This is a genomic window from Phocoenobacter uteri (genome assembly GCF_900454895.1).
In the GTDB taxonomy this organism is placed as follows: Bacteria; Pseudomonadota; Gammaproteobacteria; order Enterobacterales; family Pasteurellaceae; genus Phocoenobacter; species Phocoenobacter uteri.
In genome coordinates, this window is sequence record NZ_UGTA01000001.1 from 1,091,519 (window position 1) to 1,109,512 (window position 17,994).

17 protein-coding genes are annotated in these 17,994 nt (G+C 36.9%); 15 read left to right on the forward strand and 2 right to left on the reverse strand.

Annotated elements, in window-relative coordinates; genetic code table 11:
• Nucleotides 1–16 precede the first annotated feature (16 nt).
• Nucleotides 17–1,003 carry an inositol 2-dehydrogenase gene (gene iolG / locus DYE60_RS04880; protein WP_115315514.1) on the forward strand — a complete coding sequence of 329 codons (987 nt, stop codon included), beginning with the start codon at nt 17–19 and terminating at the stop codon, nt 1,001–1,003.
• A gap of 136 nt (nt 1,004–1,139) precedes the next feature.
• Nucleotides 1,140–2,270: a Gfo/Idh/MocA family protein gene (locus tag DYE60_RS04885; RefSeq protein WP_115315515.1), complete on the forward strand. Its 1,131-nt coding sequence runs from the start codon at nt 1,140–1,142 to the stop codon at nt 2,268–2,270.
• A 139-nt stretch (nt 2,271–2,409) separates the two neighbouring features.
• On the opposite strand, the gene DYE60_RS04890 is transcribed toward DYE60_RS04885, so the two are convergent.
• Together DYE60_RS04890 and DYE60_RS04895 are read right to left on the reverse strand one after the other, a co-directional pair.
• Nucleotides 2,410–3,756, reverse strand: coding sequence for a PTS sugar transporter subunit IIC (locus tag DYE60_RS04890; RefSeq protein WP_115315516.1), 1,347 nt, complete (start codon nt 3,754–3,756; stop codon nt 2,410–2,412).
• A gap of 2 nt (nt 3,757–3,758) precedes the next feature.
• On the reverse strand, nt 3,759–5,087 hold the full coding sequence (locus tag DYE60_RS04895) for an alpha-L-fucosidase (RefSeq protein ID WP_115315517.1): 1,329 nt from the start codon (nt 5,085–5,087) through the stop codon (nt 3,759–3,761).
• A gap of 295 nt (nt 5,088–5,382) precedes the next feature.
• On the opposite strand from DYE60_RS04895, the gene DYE60_RS04900 reads away from it, so the two are divergent.
• The 13 genes from DYE60_RS04900 to sbcB all read left to right on the forward strand — a co-directional run bounded on the left by DYE60_RS04900 (nt 5,383) and on the right by sbcB (nt 17,942).
• Nucleotides 5,383–6,891: an AMP-binding protein gene (locus DYE60_RS04900; RefSeq protein WP_115315518.1), complete on the forward strand. Its 1,509-nt coding sequence runs from the start codon at nt 5,383–5,385 to the stop codon at nt 6,889–6,891.
• A 176-nt stretch (nt 6,892–7,067) separates the two neighbouring features.
• On the forward strand, nt 7,068–8,114 hold the full coding sequence (locus DYE60_RS04905; protein ID WP_172460365.1) for a homocysteine S-methyltransferase family protein: 1,047 nt from the start codon (nt 7,068–7,070) through the stop codon (nt 8,112–8,114).
• A gap of 103 nt (nt 8,115–8,217) precedes the next feature.
• A complete protein-coding gene (locus DYE60_RS04910) occupies nt 8,218–9,501 on the forward strand; it encodes an O-acetylhomoserine aminocarboxypropyltransferase/cysteine synthase family protein (protein WP_115315519.1) in 1,284 nt (427 codons plus the stop codon).
• Nucleotides 9,502–9,550: 49 nt separating this feature from the next.
• Nucleotides 9,551–10,462: a homoserine O-succinyltransferase gene (locus DYE60_RS04915; protein WP_115315520.1), complete on the forward strand. Its 912-nt coding sequence runs from the start codon at nt 9,551–9,553 to the stop codon at nt 10,460–10,462.
• A 105-nt stretch (nt 10,463–10,567) separates the two neighbouring features.
• Complete coding sequence (locus DYE60_RS04920; protein ID WP_218563615.1) at nt 10,568–11,755, forward strand: thiolase family protein; 1,188 nt, start codon at nt 10,568–10,570, stop codon at nt 11,753–11,755.
• A gap of 22 nt (nt 11,756–11,777) precedes the next feature.
• Complete coding sequence (locus tag DYE60_RS04925) at nt 11,778–12,482, forward strand: enoyl-CoA hydratase/isomerase family protein (RefSeq protein ID WP_172460366.1); 705 nt, start codon at nt 11,778–11,780, stop codon at nt 12,480–12,482.
• A complete protein-coding gene (locus DYE60_RS04930; protein ID WP_115315522.1) occupies nt 12,482–13,162 on the forward strand; it encodes an SDR family oxidoreductase in 681 nt (226 codons plus the stop codon). The genes DYE60_RS04925 and DYE60_RS04930 overlap by 1 nt, the downstream gene beginning before the upstream one ends.
• Before the next feature lie 2 nt (nt 13,163–13,164).
• Nucleotides 13,165–13,839: an energy-coupling factor ABC transporter ATP-binding protein gene (locus DYE60_RS04935; RefSeq protein WP_115315523.1), complete on the forward strand. Its 675-nt coding sequence runs from the start codon at nt 13,165–13,167 to the stop codon at nt 13,837–13,839.
• The gene (locus DYE60_RS04940) at nt 13,836–14,441 is read left to right on the forward strand and encodes an energy-coupling factor transporter transmembrane component T family protein (protein WP_115315524.1); all 606 of its coding nucleotides are present in this window, start codon (nt 13,836–13,838) and stop codon (nt 14,439–14,441) included. The genes DYE60_RS04935 and DYE60_RS04940 overlap by 4 nt, the downstream gene beginning before the upstream one ends.
• A 19-nt stretch (nt 14,442–14,460) precedes the next feature.
• Nucleotides 14,461–15,006, forward strand: a complete 546-nt coding sequence (locus DYE60_RS04945) for a biotin transporter BioY (protein ID WP_115315525.1) — start codon at nt 14,461–14,463, stop codon at nt 15,004–15,006.
• 10 nt (nt 15,007–15,016) lie between these two features.
• Nucleotides 15,017–15,979: a zinc-dependent alcohol dehydrogenase family protein gene (locus tag DYE60_RS04950; protein ID WP_115315526.1), complete on the forward strand. Its 963-nt coding sequence runs from the start codon at nt 15,017–15,019 to the stop codon at nt 15,977–15,979.
• A gap of 121 nt (nt 15,980–16,100) precedes the next feature.
• The gene (locus tag DYE60_RS04955) at nt 16,101–16,319 is read left to right on the forward strand and encodes a hypothetical protein (protein WP_115315527.1); all 219 of its coding nucleotides are present in this window, start codon (nt 16,101–16,103) and stop codon (nt 16,317–16,319) included.
• Between the two features lie 81 nt (nt 16,320–16,400).
• Nucleotides 16,401–17,942, forward strand: a complete 1,542-nt coding sequence (gene sbcB, locus DYE60_RS04960) for an exodeoxyribonuclease I (protein WP_115315528.1) — start codon at nt 16,401–16,403, stop codon at nt 17,940–17,942.
• Nucleotides 17,943–17,994: the final 52 nt, after the last annotated feature.

Consider the following 17,994-nt stretch of genomic DNA (forward strand, 5'->3'; position numbering starts at 1 on the left):
ATATCAAGGAGTTACTATGTATAATGTTGCTTTATTAGGTGCTGGTCGTATTGGGCTTGTACACGCTGTGAATATCGTAAACCACCCAGAAACCACCCTTTATTCTGTCGCAGATCCTTATGAACCAAATGCGAAAAAAATGGCAGAAAAATACGGTTGTAAAATTCAAACCATTGAAGAAGTAATGGCGGATCCAAATGTTCACGCGGTGCTTATCGCATCTGCAACAGATACCCACGCTGATTTAATTGAATTATCTGCAAGAGCAGGAAAAACCATTTTCTGTGAAAAACCTATCCATTTAGATATGGCTCGTGTTCAAGAGTGTTTAAAAGTGGTTGAAGAGTGCAACGTGCCACTATTCATCGGCTTTAACCGCCGTTACGACCCACAATTTAGACAAGTGAAAGAGCGTTTACAACAAGGTCAAATCGGTAAACCTGAATCACTCATTATCATCTCTCGTGACCCGTCACCACCACCAGCGGCTTATGTAAAAGTATCAGGTGGATTATTCCGCGATATGGCAATTCACGATTTTGATATGGCTCGTTTCATTATGGGCGAAGATCCAGTGTCTGTTTACGCAAGTGGTAGTTGCTTAGTGAATCCTGAAATTGGTGAAGCGGGGGATATTGATACAGCATTCGTGGTAATGCGTTTCCCATCAGGTGCAATGGCAACTATTTCTAACACTCGTCGTAGTGGCTATGGTTATGACCAACGTCTTGAATTACACGGTGAAAAAGGAGTGTTAACGGCAAAAAATATCTATGAAGATAGCGTTGAACTTTGGACTGATGAAGGTTGCAAATACGCAAAACCTGAATTCTTCTTCTTACAACGTTATGACGCAGCATATAAAGCTGAGTGGGAACACTTTGTTGATATTTTAAATGGCAAAGCAACACCAGCCACAACCGGTTTTGATGGAATGCAAGCACTTCATCTGGCAGATAAAGCCCTTGAGTCTCTTCAAACTGGTAAAGAAGTAAAACTATAATTTCTATTATATAGAACGATAAATCCACATCATAAGCGGTCAATTATGGTGTGGATTTTGCAAATTTATCGTTAATATTTCTTATCTTCAATACTGCATTTCATAAAAATTTCCACGAAATTAAGAGGTAAATAAAATGAAAAAAGTTCGCGTCGGTTTAATTGGAACAGGTTATATCGGTCGTTGTCACGCCATTGCCTATGCGCAAGCCTCAACCGTTTTTCCCTTAGAGGCTGAATTACAACTTGAATATTTAGCTGAAATCACCCCAGAATTAGCCGCACAAAAAGCCAAAGAATTTGGATTCAATCGTTCAACAGGCAATTGGCAAGACGTTGTCAGCGATCCAAATGTTGATGTTGTTGATATTTGTACCCCTAACTTTTTGCACAAAGAAATTGCATTAGCGGCGATCGCAAACGGCAAACACGTTTATTCCGAAAAACCTCTCGCCTTAAATGCAGAAGATGCAAAAATAATGTATGAAGCGGCAAAAAAAGCGGGCGTTAAAACCTTAGTAGGCTTTAATTACATTAAAAATCCAACCACACAATTAGCAAAAGAAATCATTGAAAGAGGTGAAATTGGTGAAGTCGTGCATTTTTATGGCACACACAATGAAGACTATCTTGCAAACCCAAATACCCCACTCGACTGGCACTGTGTAAAAGAAAAAGCGGGCTTAGGAACACTGGGTGATCTTGCTGCTCATATTATCCAAATGTCACAATATTTAGTCGGACAAGATATTAAATCGGTCATCGGCGATATGGAAACGGTTATCAAACAACGTCCTAATCCAAATGATCTTTCACAAATGTGTGATGTTGAAAACGAAGACCAAGCCACTGCAATGGTTCGTTTTGCAAATGGTTGTATGGGAACGATTGAAACCTCTCGCATTGCTTGTGGGCGTAAAATGGGATTAAGCTACGTCATTACAGGCACAAAAGGAACGATCAGCTATACCCAAGAGCGAATGGCAGAGTTAAAACTTTACATTCACAGCGATGATCCTGCTCGTCAAGGTTTCAAAACAATCCTTACTGGACCACTCCACCCTGACTACAAACATTTCTGTGTGAGTGCTGGACACGGTATTGGTTTTAATGATCAAAAAACTGTTGAGATCAGAGATTTAGTCAACGGACTTGCTAATCCAACTGCAAAACTCTACCCTGATTTTGAAGAAGGCTTTAAAATCTCTCGTATCTTAGATGCTATCGCACTTTCAGCACAAGAAAAACGTTGGGTTGATATTGGTTAAATTTTTCTAGGAAATGTTTATCTCAAAAACAAAGGCTAATCTTTATGATTAGCCTTTCATTAATTTCTCTCTTTAAGCGGTCAAATTTTAAATCAATTTTGCAAATTTTTACTAAAATATAACCGCTTGTAATTTAACATTATTGTATTGTTGCTTTCGCTTTTTCCACAATTTCTTTTTCTTTTACTAAGAAATCTGCATCAATATTTTTCTCTCTTTCAATACAAGTTCTTTCATACACTTTAAAGAATGGATAGTAGATAATGACATCTAATACAATCAATGCCACACTTAATACTGGTGCCCAAATATCTCCACCTGATACTAAGTATGCCCCTATTGGTGCAGGGGTTGTCCAAGGTGCCATTAGGTAAACACGATGAATAAGATCAAAATCTAAAATTAGATAAGCAATAATCGCATTTGCCATTGGTGCAAAAATCAATGGAATAAAGAACATTGGGTTTACGACCATTGGAACGCCATAAACAATTGGCTCACCGATTGAGAAGAATGATGGAACTAAACCAATTTTACCAATAGAACGTAAATGTGCTGATTTACTAAATACTAATAAAAATGCCAGTGCGATTACCCCACCTGATGCACCATGTACCACATAGAAATCCCAGAAGCTATTTGTCACAATGTATGGTAATGGTTCGCCTGCTTGTAATGCACTTAAGTTTGCTGCCATATTTTGTAATAAGAACGGTGTCCATAATTGCATTAACACAAGTGAACCGTTAATGCCTAAGAACCAAAGTAAATGGGTTGCAAATACGAATAAACAAATCGCTCCTAATGAGTCACTCACTTTAATCAATGGCGCCATAAAGTCCATAATAAGCTGTGGAATAGTGCTTCCTGTTGATGCTTCAATGTATAATGCAAAAGGATAAAGTGTGACTAACACCGCTAAAATAGGGATCACGATATTCAATGATTCCGCTACCGCTGTTGGCACTTCTTTTGGCAATCTAATGCGAATATGTAAATATTCTAGTAAGCGAGTCAATTCAACCGTGTAAATAGCAATGAAAATTGCAGAGAATAACCCAATTCCACCAAAGAATTTAATATCCATATGCCCATTTTGTACAGGGGTTGCGACCAATAAAAATGCCATTACTGATAAAAATGCCGCTGGTAATGGCTCTCTTTTATAGGCTTTTGCTAAATTATAAGCAATACTTGCTGCTGTAAAAAGTGAAATAGCATTAAAAGACATTTGGAAGAATCGCCAACCGTAATCACTCGCCCAGTGAGCAAAAGACCACCACGCTTGCCCAAAACTATTTGTGGTATTTTCATCAAATGGTGGGATCAATAAAATCATTATAAAGCTACCCACAATTAAGAATGGGAGTACCACAATAAATCCGTCACGGATCGCTGAGATATGCGGTTGGTTCTCCATTCTTTTTGCTGTTGGAGCGACTTTGTCATTCATAAAAGCAATAAAACGTTCAGATAAAGTTGTCATAACTATTTCTCCCCTTCCTTAATTTTAAAACCTAAGATATACCAATCTGTTTGATAATTATCGATATGTAACACGCGACCATTTTGTGTAGTTTCAACGCTAAATTGTAATTCTGGATTTAACGCTTCCACTTCACCAAATAATGCAAGTGGTAATTCATTTTTACCTTCTTTCAAACCATCTAAGAAGAAATATAAATCCTCTCCTACTTTGGTATGGTAGTAAGTCACATCTTGCTCTGTATGGGTTAAATGACGGCTACATTTTGAACCATAAATTCCTTCACCATTTACTTTTAACCATTGACCTAAAGCTAACAAACGCTCTGCTTGTTCTTCTGGGATTGTACCGTCTGCTTTTGGTCCAATATTTAGTAATAAGTTACCGTTATCAGAAACTGTTTCAACCAACAGCGTAACGAGATCTTTTACCGAAATTAAATGGCTCTCATCTTCCACTTGGTTATACCCAAAAGATAAACCCATTCCACGACACATTTCCCATTTTTTATCTCGAGAAGCTGTACCATATTTATATTCTTTAGAAGTAAAATCACACCAAAGTTTATTCCAACGATCATCAACAACGCCCTCTGCAACAGTATTGTAATAATGTGCAAATAAGTGTGGGAGCATATGTTCGCCTGCTTTTGGCCAGCCAATATCATTCCAAAGTACATCAGGCTTATAGCGGTCAATCAATTCAATCACTTGTTTATAAGCAAAATCGGCATATTCATAGGTTGGGCAAGCATTTGAGAAATTTTGGCTTTCGGTAAAGATAGGATCAGAGGCATATTGCCAGTCAATAATGCCCGAATAATATGCGCCCATTCGTAAGCCTTTATTTCTCACTTCTTCGGTAAGCTCTCCCATTAAATCACGTTTAGGACCATCTTGGGTGCAATTAAAATCAGTATATTTACTTGGATATAAGCAGAAACCGTCGTGATGCTTGGTGGTTAAAACAACATATTTTGCCCCTGCTTGTGCAAATAATTCTGCCCATTGATCTGGTTGCCATTTTTCAGCTTTCCATTGTGGAATAAATTGATCGTAAGTAAAATCTTCGCCGTAGGTTTTAATGTGGTGTTCATAGGTAGGACCTTTTTTAACGTTAATTGAATTTGAGTACCATTCCGCATAAGGATTATTACAGAACCACTCTTCATCAACATCAATTTCCCCTAATTGACAAGTTGGTGGAGCAAAAGCGGGAACAGAATAAATTCCCCAATGGATAAAAATACCAAACTTCGCATCTTCATACCATTCTGGCACCTCGTGGGTTTTGATAGAACTCCAATCAGCGTGATAACGTTTTTGTGTCATATTAAACTCCTATGAAATAAAATAAATTATAAACGTGCCTATAATATGAAATAATCATTCTATTAAATCAATAAATTTGAATTTTTAGTTTATGTTTTGTGAGATTCATCACATAATCTATTGAAAATAATCACTAAAACCACATAAAACAATGACCGTTTATTCAAAAAAAATAAAATAACAGTCATAAAACACAATCTATTATTTAAGAATAAATTTATCAGAAGAGATTGCAGAAATAGATCGATTATAAGAAAATATTCTTATTATTTAATAAGATAACCACAAGGCACTTATGCTTCTTTTTGATAAAATCACAAAATATGCAAAAGAGACACCAAATCAGACCGCTATTTTTATTGGTGAGCAGTCACTTTCTTACCAACAGTTACACGAAAATGTCAGTGTGGCTTATTCGCAATTACAAAAATTAGTTTCTTATCAAAAAGCCCCAAAGATTGCTTTAATTTTAGATAATTCGGTTTCTTTTGTAGAATATTATTTGGCTGCAACTTTGTATCCGCACTGTTGTGCTGTGATTGATCCTAAATTGCCGATTTCTCAATTAGAACAAATTGTTACAAAATTAAAACCTGATTTAGTCGTTTTACACAATGATAATCAAGCTGTTAATGAACTTCTTAAAAAGTTAGCCATTCAAGTTTTGCACCCAAGCTCCGCCAACCCTAATCGTAACAAATGTAAAATTGATTCAGCTAATCAAAATTATCCTTTTTTTATCGGCTTTACCTCAGGAACAACCTCATTACCTAAGGCGTTTATTCGCTCAACGCATTCTTGGCGAAAGAGTTTTGAATTAAGCTCAGCTGTATTTAATCTTTCCGACACACAGAAAATTTTATGCCCTTGTCCGCTGTCGCACGGCTTGGCACTTTATTGCTTAAATGAAACGTTATTTTCAGGTAAAACATTTTTCAGTTTATCTCACTGGGATAGTCAGCAATGCATTGATTTAATTGAAAAATACCAAATAGATCGTCTTGTTAGCGTGCCGTCCATTTTAGTTTCCTTAAATGAAAAATTAGCAAAAACTAATAAAAATATGACCGCTATTCAAAGTGTGATTACCGCTGGTTCAAAGTTGGATCTTAAAAAATATCAAATGATCCGCAACAGATTTCCTAATGCGACAATTCAAGAATATTACGGTGCGTCCGAACTGGGTTTTATTTGTGTTTCAGAATTGAATGATCAAAATGTTCAAGAGCATATTTTATCGGTCGGAAAAGCGTTTCCAAACGTAGAAATTGCTATTTTAGATGAAAGTGCTAAACCTAAACCACAAGGCAAAATTGGCACAATTTATGTTCGCTCAGAACTTGTGATAGATGATTATTTATGGGGTGATAACCTTCAAGATTTTAAACAAAATTCACCTTTTTTCAGTGTCGGTGATCTCGGTTATTTAGATGAAAAAGGCTTGTTGCACGTTATCGGTCGCAAAGGCGATATGATTTTATCGGGGGGCTTCAATATTTATCTGTCCGAAGTAGAAAATTGCCTGAGAAATTGCCCTGACATTACCGAACTTTGCGTTCTCGCTATTGAAGATGATTACCTTGAATATAAGTTAGTCGCAATTGTTCAATCTTCTCAAACAAGCGGTCAGATTTTTTATGATTTTTGCAAAAAATATTTGCCAAATTATAAAATTCCTCGCGAATTTTACAAAATAAACCACTTTCCTATGACTTCAAGTGGCAAAATAAACAAGAATAAATTAACGCAAATATTTTTAGACAAATCTTCGGAAATTGAAAAATTATCCTTTTATTTCAAATAACTACACTCTATAACAAACCTAATTTTTACGTTTAAATAATACTTAATTTTCCTGTCATAAAAATAAATTAAAAAATTTATCATTTTTTCTTGACTTAATATTTTTCTCATTGTAAAAATATAGACATCTAGATGTCCAGATGTCTGTTTAAAACTTATATATTCAGGAGAATTATTATGTCAAATGTCTTAAAAGAACGCCTTGATAAAGGTCCTGTGATCTGTGCTGAAGGTTTTTTATTTGAGTTAGAGCGTCGTGGCTATTTAACTGCAGGAGAATTTGTGCCAGAAGTCGCATTAGAAAATCCTAAGGCTTTAGAAGTTTTACACCGCGATTTTCAACGTGCAGGCTCAGATATTGTGGAAGCTTTCACTTATAACGGACACCGTGAAAAAATGCGTGTTATTGGTAAAGAAGATTTATTAGAACCATTAAACCGTGCGGCGTTACGTATTGCACGTAAAGTGGCAGATTCAAAACCGGGTAACTTAATGGCAGGAAATATTTCTAACACAAATATTTGGCACCCAACTGATAAATTAAAACAAGCTGAAGTACGTGCAATGTTTGAAGAAATGGTTGGTTGGGCTGTGGAAGAAGGTGCTGATTTAATTATCGGAGAAACATTCTACTATGCCGAAGAAGCTTATACTGCGTGTGAAGTGGCAAAAGCAAGTGGCTTGCCTGTGGTTTTAACCATTGCTCCAATGGCAGCAAATGAGATGGCAGAAGGCGTGAGCATTGTTGATTGCTGTAAAAAATTAGAAGAATTAGGCGCAGATGTAGTTGGATTGAACTGCTTTAGAGGCCCTGAAACAATGTTGCCATATCTTAAAGAAATTCGTAAAGCTGTGAAATGCCATGTGGGGGCGTTACCAATCCCTTATCGCACCACTAAAAAAGAGCCAACTTTCTTTAACTTATCGGATCGTAATGGTTGTACTTGCCCATCACCACATGGTCGTACATTCCCAACAGCATTAGATCCGCTTTACTGTAACCGTTATGAAATTGGTCAATTTGCCAAAGAAGCTTATGAATTAGGCGTGAATTATTTGGGTGTTTGCTGCGGTGCAAATCCAATGCTTATTCGTCAAGTTGCTGAAGCCGTTGGTTTAACAACTGAAGCAAGTCGGTTCAGTGAAAATATGGCGAACCATTTCATGTATGGAACCAATGAACGCCTGCCTGATAATATTAAAGAATTAGGCGATAAGGCGTAACAATACGCTTTACTATTTTAAGGGGCGTAAGCCCCTTTTTTATACAAAAAACACAAACAACACTAATTTATAAAATAACTTATTTATAACAAAAGGATATCATATGACAAACACAACAAATTTTGACATCGCCACACAATGTGTAAAAGGAACATATCAAGCAGGCAATACTGAACCGATGGTTGCCCCTATTATTCAATCTACCACCTATCGTTATGATAGCAGTGATAGCTTAGCGGCAGCCTTTAATCTTGAACAAGCAACACCGATTTACACAAGAATTGGCAATCCGACCCTTTCAGTATTAGAGGAAAAATTAGCCTTACTTGAAAAAGGCATTGCGGCAGTAACCACCGCCTCAGGTCAAGCTGCGGTTTTCTATAGTATTGCGAATATTGCTCAAGCAGGCGATCACATTATTGCACTGTCTAATCTTTATGGGGGAACCTATACCCTACTTAGCGGAATATTAAAACAACTCGGCATTAAGGTTACTTTTGTTGAGCCGAGTGCAAGCGTTGCTGAAATCGTAGGTATTTCTCAAGAAAATACCAAACTAATTTTTGCGGAAACCATCGGTAATCCGTGCCTAGACGTACTTGATTTTGAGAATGTTTCACGTGCGGCAAAACAAATAGATATTCCACTTATTGTCGATAACACCTTCGCAACCCCTTATTTATGCAATCCAAAAGATTTTGGGGCGAATATTATCGTACACTCCACCACAAAATATTTAGATGGACATGCCACAAGCCTTGGGGGCGTCGTGATTGATTGTGGTAATTTTAATTGGAATAATGGTAAATTTCCGGGATTAAGCGAACCGAATGAAGCTTATCACGACTTAATTTATACAGAGACTTTTGGTGATGCTGCCTACGCAGTCAAATTACGCACAGGATTATTACGTGATATTGGTGCAACACTAGCGCCTTTTAATGCCTTTTTAACTAACCTTGGTACAGAAACTTTACATCTTCGTATGGAACGCCATAGTTCAAATGCCCTTGCTGTCGCACAATTTTTGGAAAAACACCCTAAGGTTGAATGGGTTAATTATCCACATTTAGCAAGCTCACCGTCCTATGATTTAGCCAAAAAATACTTGTCTCGTGGAGGAAGTGGCGTTGTTAGCTTTGGTATTAAAGGGGGGAGTGAAGCAGCGAAAAAATTTATTGATACAATGCAGCTCGCAATGTTAGTTACTCATGTCGGCGATTTACGTACTTTTGCCATTCACCCAGCAAGTACCACGCACCGTCAATTATCTGATGAAGCATTAGAAAAAGCTGGTATTACACCAAATTTAATTCGCTATAACGTAGGTATTGAACATATCGATGATATTTTACGCGATATTGAACAAACACTTTCCCAAATTTAATAAGAGATAACGCCTTCTTAGGCGTTTCTCATCTATCAATGGAGGAATTATGCCTGTAATTATTCCACGTACTTTACCTGCTTTTGATGTTTTAGCGCAAGAACGTGTTTTTGTTATGGACGAAAATCGTGCCACAACGCAAGATATTCGTCCCCTTAAATTACTCATTTTAAATTTAATGCCAAAAAAAATTGAAACAGAAATTCAACTGCTTAGGGTATTATCAAATACGCCATTACAAATTTATATTGATTGGTTGTGTACGAAAAGTTATACAAGCAAAAATACCACTGAAGATCATCTTGCTAATTTTTATAAAACCTTTGATGAAATTAAGGATAAAAAATATGACGGAATGATCATCACTGGTGCGCCGGTAGAGACGCTGCCTTTTGAGGACGTGGATTATTGGCAAGAATTAACTGAAATTTTTGACTTTACCGAACACAATGTTCACTCAACATTCTTTATTTGTTGGGCGTTTCAAGCTGCTTTATATTATTTTTATGGTATTGATAAAAAAGGCTTGGTTCAAAAACTATTTGGTGTTTTTGAACAAAAAATTAGTCATTATACCCCTTTAGTGCAAGGGTTTGATGATTGCTTTTATGTGCCTCATTCACGTCATAGCACAAACGATCCTAAAGCTATTAAACAATGCGATGATCTCACTATTATTGCGGAGTCACCCAAAACCGGCGTCTCTTTATGTATTGATGAAACACGTGGTTTTATATTCGCGTCAGGGCATAGTGAATATGAACAACATACACTTGGTGATGAATATAAAAGGGATCAATTACGAGGCGATGATATTGCACTTCCACAGGGATACTTTCCTGACAATGATCCAAATAATCAAGCATTGGTTCGTTGGCGAGCTCACGCCACACTGCTTTTTAGCAATTGGCTTAATTATTATGTTTATCAAAGTACCCCTTTTGATATTGATTCGATTTAAACACATATTCTTGGGGCACTCCATACTTATATTGATTTTAAGTTATAATAACGCATTAAAGGTATTATAAATGAAATAAATAAAGCATTTTAAGGAATCCCCAACTTGTTAAATTATCAACCACAGCTTGATCACGAACCCATTATCGTTAAGGCGTATAGAACACCGATTGTGCGTGCATTTTCATCATTTTCTCAACTTGATGTGATTGATCTTCTCGTACCTTTATTGCAAAAAATCACTGAAAATATACCGCTAAATAGTATTGATGAAGTGATGATTGGCAATGCGACAAGTTGTAGTGGCAATATTGCTCGTTTAGGGTTATTAAGTGCAGGCTTACCGATTGAAATTGCAGGCACAACTCTTGATAAGCAATGTGGTTCAGGCTTGGAAACCGTTGTGCAAGCCTGTCGCAATATTCAAGCTGGGGCAGGACAATGTTATATTGCGGGGGGCGTAGAAAGTGTCAGCACCGCCCCTTGGCGAATGCAGCGTCCGACATCGCCAAACCAGTTACCCAAAATGATGCCACGAGCGAGATTTTCGCCTGAATTTCTTGGCGATCCTGATATGGGGATTGCAGCAGAAAATGTAGCAAAAAAATGTCAAATTAGCCGAGAAAGACAAGATAAATTTGCGTTGCAAAGCCACCAGAGAGCGATTTCAAGTATAGAACAAGGGCGTTTTAAAGATGAAATTGTGCCAATTCAAACAACTCAAAAAATGGTTGATACGGACGAATGCCCAAGAGCGACAACATCATTAGAAAAATTAGCCTCACTTTCGCCTGCTTTTCTTGAAAATGGAACAGTAACCGCTGGCAATGCTTGTCCGATCAATGATGGTGCTGCGGTAGTGTTAATAATGAGCCGAGCTTTTGCCAAACAATGTGGTTTTAAAACAGGGCTACGCTTTTTAGATTCTGCTACCGCAGGCGTTGATCCAAATTATTTAGGCTTAGGTCCAATTGCCTCAACCCAAAAGTTACTCAAACGACAGCCGAATTTTAGCCTTGACCTTGCCAATTTTATTGAATTTAACGAAGCCTTTGCTTCACAAGTTTTAGCTTGTTTAGATAACTTAAATATTGATGAAAAACGTGTGAATTTAAACGGTGGTGCATTGGCTCTCGGACACCCTTATGGTGCGTCAGGGACAATTTTAACCACTCGTTTATTTAGTCAAATGGTGACTCAAAATCTCTCACAAAAACATAGCTATGGCTTAGCAATGCTGGGGATTGCAGGTGGGCTTGGCACAACTGTTTTGTTTGATAATGCCATCTTATAAACATCAATTTAAAAAGGTAAAAATGAATAATTGCTTACACTTTGAAAAAATAGCACCACAAATCGCACTGGTTACAATGAACAGACCCAAAGTGCATAATGCCTACAATCAACAAATGGTGGAAGCCTTTGAAAAAGTGATTCAACAAACGGAACAAGATCCTGAAATTTTATGCGTGATTTTAACAGGTGCTGGACAATCTTTTTGTGCTGGGGCAGATTTGAAAGAGGCTCAGCTTGATAATGGCAAAAAATTATTGTCCAATCTCAACGGCTACCAACCTTTGCAATATACCCAACGTAAAAAAATCTGGATTAGTGCCGTTGAAGGCTTTGCATTAGGGGGCGGATTTGAATTAGCGTTGCATTGTGATTTTATTATTGCCAGTGAAAATGCCACTTTTGGACTGCCTGAAATCAAACACAATTTATTGCCACTCGGTGGTGGAATTCAGAAATTAAATAATCTGTTACCAAAGTATTTATTAAAAGAAATTATTTTGACAGGGCGTTTACTCAAAACTGCCGAAATGTTGAAATTAAACCTGATTTATCAATCCAGCCCAACAGGACAAGCGGTTGAATTTGCGATAAAATTTGCAAAATCTTTACAAAATATGACCGCTTCCACACTGCTTTCTGCCAATGATCTGATTAACCAACTAGATTATTTAGATGATACACAGTGGAATTTGTTAGCCCAAAATTATTTAGAGAAAAAATCATAATGAACACAACAAAAGTAGCCTTAATTACAGGGGCGACAGGAGGAATTGGCAAAGTAATCGTACAATCCCTTGCCCAACAAGGCTATAATCTTATTCTAACGGCTCGCAACGAACAAAAATTGGCACTATTACGCCAACAAATTATCAAAAATTATGGCGTTGAATGTAATTATGTCGCAAATGATCTTTGCAATGTAGAAACTTTTGAGCAGTTAGATCAACAGATCCGAAATTTTGATCGCCTTGATGTTGTAATAAATTGTGCTGGAATTTTTTTAGATGATCATAATTCAACGAATTTATCGCAATTATTTGCCACGAACGTGATTGCTTGTCAAAAAATATGTGATTTGTGCATTCCTTATATGAAAAAACAGCAAAGTGGCTATATTTTTAATATTGCCTCAATCACAGGCGTGAAAGCCTATAAAAATATCGCTAATTATTGTGCGAGTAAGCACGCGCTTGTGGGTTACAGCCTTTCATTAGCCAAAACATTAAAAGCTGATGGCATTAAAGTGAGTGTGATTTGCCCTGATGTGGTGGAAAGCCCAATGTCGCAAAGCTCAACGCTCACGCCTGAACAAAAAATACAGCCTGATGATATTGCAAAAGCAATTGATTTTTTATTATCACTTTCAGCCTCCGCAAGTATTGAACAATTAACCATAGGAAGATAATTATGATTGAAATAAACAATATTTCACATCATTTTGGCACAAGAGAGGTGCTGAAAAATATCAATTTAACCATTAACGAGAAAAAAGTCGCCATTATTGGAGGCAATGGTTCAGGCAAAAGCACCTTTGCGAGAATGCTCAACGGTTTGCTTATTCCTGAGCAAGGCGAGATTTTGATTGACGGATTAAACACGAAAAAAGAGGGCAAAAAAATCCGAAAAAAAGTAGGGTTTGTGTTTCAAAATCCGGATAATCAAATCGTTTTTCCGACCGTTGAAGAAGATCTTGCTTTTGGAATGAAAAATTTAGGTTTATCCAAAGAAATCATCGCACAACGCATTGATGAAGTGCTGACTCGCCACAATCTGCTTGATTTCAAACAACACGCCACGCACCTGTTAAGTGGTGGGCAAAAACAGCTTGTCGCCATCTCTGGCGTATTGGTTATGCAACCCGATTATATTGTTTTTGATGAACCAACGACTTTGCTCGATCTCAAAAATAAACGTATTATTGCGGAGTTACTGAATACCCTTGAACAACATATTATTGTGATTTCTCACGATTTAGATCTGCTCGATCATTTTGATCGTGTGCTGGTTTTTGATGACGGCAAAATTGTGTGCGATGATATTCCACAAATTGCGATCCCAAAATATAGGGATCTTATGCGATGAATTTATCCCTTTATGTTTACGGCACATCTATTGTCCACAAAACATCATTCCTAGTGAAATTTATTAGCTTGCTGTTTCTCAGCACGCTACTTTTAACTTTTCCAAATTTATGGCTTTCTATCGGTGCATTAGTTGGGGTATTGGGACTATTTAAACTCGCAAACTTCAAAATTACAACCGTATTACAACAAACTAAACCAATTTTTCCCTTTTTGGTGCTTTTATTTGCGTTCCAATGCTTTTTTGCTGATCTCACATTAGCGATAATCAGCACGACTCGTTTATTGGCACTATTGCTTTTTGCCTCTTTATTGACCTTAACCACCAAATCAAGCGTGATTATAGATTCAATTGAAAAACATTTATATTTTTTACGCTACCTTAAAATCAATCCTAAAAAAGTAGGGCTAGCAATTTCACTGACGCTACGTTTTATCCCTGTTTTAGCCATTATTACCCAAGAAGTGAAAGAGGCTCAAAAAGTGCGTGGGCTTGAAAAAAGTATTGTTGCAATTGCCGTTCCTGTTATAATTCGAACGCTCAAAATGGCTGATGATATTTCAGCTGCTATTGAATCCCGAGCCTTTGATTCAGATGATTAACTATAAATAAGGAAATTTTATGTCCACAAAAGATATCGTTTATATTTCACTTTTCACTGCGCTTACCGCAGCACTTGGCTTATTCCCTGCAATTTCTTTGCCTTTTATTAGCGTACCAATCACAACCCAATCAATCGGTTGTATGCTTGCGGGAGCAATTCTCGGCTCAAAACGAGGAGCATTATCAATGTTACTCTTTATTGTGCTTGTGGCTATTGGTTTACCACTTCTTGCGGGCGGACGCGGTGGATTTGGGATTTTACTCGGACCAAGTGGCGGTTTCTTGTTAGGTTGGATTTTAGGTGCTTATCTTATCGGATTACTTTTTGAAAAATTTACTAAAAATCGTACCACTTATGAATTTTTAGCCATTGTTTTAGGGGGGATTATTGTTGTTTATGGACTTGGTATTCCTTGTTTATCCGTAATTGCAAAAATGCCATTTGAAAAAGCCTTTATGGGCAGTTTAGCCTTTATACCGGGCGATTTAATTAAGGTTGTATTGACTTTATATATCGTAAAAATTATCAAAAAAGGTTATCCACATTTGATTTTGACAAAATAAAACCTTCACAATGAATTTATTGTTGCAACAAACTCAATTCTCATCGCCTTTAACGGCACTACAACTTATCGAACAAAAGTTAGGGGCATTAGCCCCTAATCAAGTACGTATAAAAATGGCAATGGCGAATATTAACCCAAGCGATCTGCTTTCCATTCAAGGCGTTGGGCAGTACCAACATTACCATAAACCGCCAAGAGTGCCAGGGTTTGAAGGTGTCGGCTATGTGGTAGAATCCAATAATCACGCCGTTAAAGTGGGCGAAAAAGTCGTTGTTGCACATTCAGGGACTTGGCAAAAATATGTTGATCTTGAACCTAACGATTGCTTTGTTATTCCGCACACTATTCCTGAGCAGTACGCCAGCCAGTTGTATATCAATGCTCTAACCGCTTGGGCAATTGTTCAGCAATTACAAATCAATAAAAATAATGTGGTACTCATCAACGCAGGCAGTTCTGCGATTGGTAAAATTTTCAGCCAATTCGCACAAGCTCTCGGATTTAAACTTATTACTGTTACAAGCCGACCTGAATATTGCCATAAAACGACTCAATATATTATTGATAGCAACAAAAATATTGCTCAACAGATGAAAGCCAAATCAATCCCCAAACCTGATATTATCTTAGATGCGATTGGTGGGAAAGCGGCAGAAGAACTCGCGGATTTACTAAAAGATGATGGACAATTTCTTGTTTATGGCTCACTTGCATTAACGCCATTTTCTCGAGATTTTTATGCCAAAATGAAAAAAAAATCTATCCATTTTCAATATTTTTTCCTGCGTGATTGGGAGAAAAAAGTCGGGAAAGACCAACGAAATATAGAATTTTACGCAATGCTTACTCATTTTATACAGCATAATATTGAGCTAAATAGCGAATATTTAGTGCCAATTACAGATTATCAAACAGCGTTTAGGTTACTTGAAAAACAAGATCTGAAAGGCAAAATTTTATTTACTTTTTAGGCATAATTTTAAGCGGTTATATTTTTCATAAATTTTGCAAATTTTTAAATAAAACCTTACAAAAGTAAGCATTAAAAATATAACATATTGAATAAATTAAAAAATAAAGGAAATGTTAAAAATGACAAATTCAACTACCGAACATTCTAAAAAGCTAAGAGCCAAAACAGCAAAAGAACATAATAAAAAACAATTAGAAGCTGGTATTGTTAAACGTTTGGGGCTTGTTGTTCCGACTGAAACTCTAACGCTATTTGATGAAATAGCCAGTGAATCAGGGTTATCCCGCCCTAAGGCGTTGCAAATGCTTTGTGAGTTTTATCAAAAAAATCACCGCTAAGAAAATGCCTCTTACGTTTTAATTTCTCTGGATTTTTAAATTTATGCTACAATCGCCCCAAATTTCTTATCAATATAATCTATGACTAAACAAACTTTTTTTATTTACGACTACGAAAGTTTTGGGATTAACCCAGCTAGCGACCGCCCTGCTCAATTTGCTGGTATTCGAACCGACAGTGATTTTAATATTATCAGCGAACCTGTTATGTTTTATTGCAAACAAACACCCGATTATTTGCCTTCACCAGAAGCGGTAATGGTAACGGGTATCACACCACAACTTTGCAATAAAGAAGGGATGATTGAGCCTCAATTCAGCGAGCTTATTCATAAAGAATTTAGCCAACCAAACACCTGTGTGATGGGCTATAACAATATTCGCTACGATGATGAAATGACACGCTACACTTTCTTTCGTAATTTTTTTGATCCCTATGAATATAGCTGGAAAAACGGTAATTCTCGCTGGGATTTATTAGATGTGGTACGTGCTTGCTATGCGTTACGTCCAGAAGGAATAAACTGGGCATACGATGAAAATGGCGAGCCAAGTTTTAAATTAGAAAATTTAACCAAAGCTAATGGCATCGAGCACAGCAATGCCCACGATGCTATGGCTGACGTGTATGCCACCATTGAAATGGCAAAATTGATCAAACAAAAACAGCCTAAGTTATTCCAGTTTTTCTTTGAAAATCGAGGTAAAAAAGCCATTGAACAGATGATTGATACGGGCGAAATGACACCGCTCGTTCACGTTTCAGGAATGTTAGGTAATTATCGTGGCAACACCGCTTGGGTTGTCCCTATTGCGTGGCATCCAACCAATCAAAACGCCGTGATTGTGTGTGATTTAGCAGGTAATATTGATGATTTACTCAATGAAGATCCAGCAATTTTACAAGAGCGACTTTATACTAAAAAGACTTTATTGGAAGAACAAGGCTTACATTCTGTTCCATTAAAATTAGTCCATATCAATAAATGCCCAATTATTGCCCCAGCCAAGACATTACTACCTGAAAATGCAGAACGCTTGGGGATTGATCGTACATACTGCTTAGAAAATTTGAAAAAATTAAAGCCACAAAAAAGTGCGTTAAGAGAAAAAGTGACGGCTATTTTTAGTGAAGAGCGTACTTTTGCGGAAGCAACAAATGTGGAACTGACCTTGTATGAATCCTTCTTTTCTAATGCCGATAAAAATAATATGGCAATTTTACGCACCTTAAAGCCTGAAGAATTAGCCAATCACGGCTTAAAATTTAGTGATCCTCGTGTAGAAAAATTATTATTTAATTATCGAGCTAGACACTTCCCTCATACCCTTACTCGTAGCGAACAAATCCGCTGGCAGAAATATTGTGATCAACAAATTGCACAAAAAGTAGAACAATTTAACCTTTCTATCAGTACATTATTCAATGAGTATCACGATGATGAAGAAAAAGTAAATTTGTTAGAAAATCTGACCGCTTATGCCGAACAAATTTCACAAATTCAGCCAGTAAGTTATATAAAAGAAGAAAAAGACAATGATTTAATTTCTAAATTAAATCAAGTTGCCGAACAAAGTGTTGATAAAGCAGCAAAATTAAAAGCGTTGCGAGAATTGATTTAACCTATCAAATAAAGAGCAAACAAAAAAATAAGGCATAGTTAACTTACTATGC

Bases quoted from the DNA above. Each gene is read 5' to 3' on its own strand.
- iolG (WP_115315514.1), top strand. From the start codon at position 17: ATGTATAATGTTGCTTTATTAGGTGCTGGTCGTATTGGGCTTGTACAC.
- DYE60_RS04885 (WP_115315515.1), top strand. From the start codon at position 1,140: ATGAAAAAAGTTCGCGTCGGTTTAATTGGAACAGGTTATATCGGTCGT.
- DYE60_RS04890 (WP_115315516.1), bottom strand. From the start codon at position 3,756: ATGACAACTTTATCTGAACGTTTTATTGCTTTTATGAATGACAAAGTC.
- DYE60_RS04895 (WP_115315517.1), bottom strand. From the start codon at position 5,087: ATGACACAAAAACGTTATCACGCTGATTGGAGTTCTATCAAAACCCAC.
- DYE60_RS04900 (WP_115315518.1), top strand. From the start codon at position 5,383: ATGCTTCTTTTTGATAAAATCACAAAATATGCAAAAGAGACACCAAAT.
- DYE60_RS04905 (WP_172460365.1), top strand. From the start codon at position 7,068: ATGTCAAATGTCTTAAAAGAACGCCTTGATAAAGGTCCTGTGATCTGT.
- DYE60_RS04910 (WP_115315519.1), top strand. From the start codon at position 8,218: ATGACAAACACAACAAATTTTGACATCGCCACACAATGTGTAAAAGGA.
- DYE60_RS04915 (WP_115315520.1), top strand. From the start codon at position 9,551: ATGCCTGTAATTATTCCACGTACTTTACCTGCTTTTGATGTTTTAGCG.
- DYE60_RS04925 (WP_172460366.1), top strand. From the start codon at position 11,778: ATGAATAATTGCTTACACTTTGAAAAAATAGCACCACAAATCGCACTG.
- DYE60_RS04930 (WP_115315522.1), top strand. From the start codon at position 12,482: ATGAACACAACAAAAGTAGCCTTAATTACAGGGGCGACAGGAGGAATT.
- DYE60_RS04935 (WP_115315523.1), top strand. From the start codon at position 13,165: ATGATTGAAATAAACAATATTTCACATCATTTTGGCACAAGAGAGGTG.
- DYE60_RS04940 (WP_115315524.1), top strand. From the start codon at position 13,836: ATGAATTTATCCCTTTATGTTTACGGCACATCTATTGTCCACAAAACA.
- DYE60_RS04945 (WP_115315525.1), top strand. From the start codon at position 14,461: ATGTCCACAAAAGATATCGTTTATATTTCACTTTTCACTGCGCTTACC.
- DYE60_RS04950 (WP_115315526.1), top strand. From the start codon at position 15,017: ATGAATTTATTGTTGCAACAAACTCAATTCTCATCGCCTTTAACGGCA.
- DYE60_RS04955 (WP_115315527.1), top strand. From the start codon at position 16,101: ATGACAAATTCAACTACCGAACATTCTAAAAAGCTAAGAGCCAAAACA.
- sbcB (WP_115315528.1), top strand. From the start codon at position 16,401: ATGACTAAACAAACTTTTTTTATTTACGACTACGAAAGTTTTGGGATT.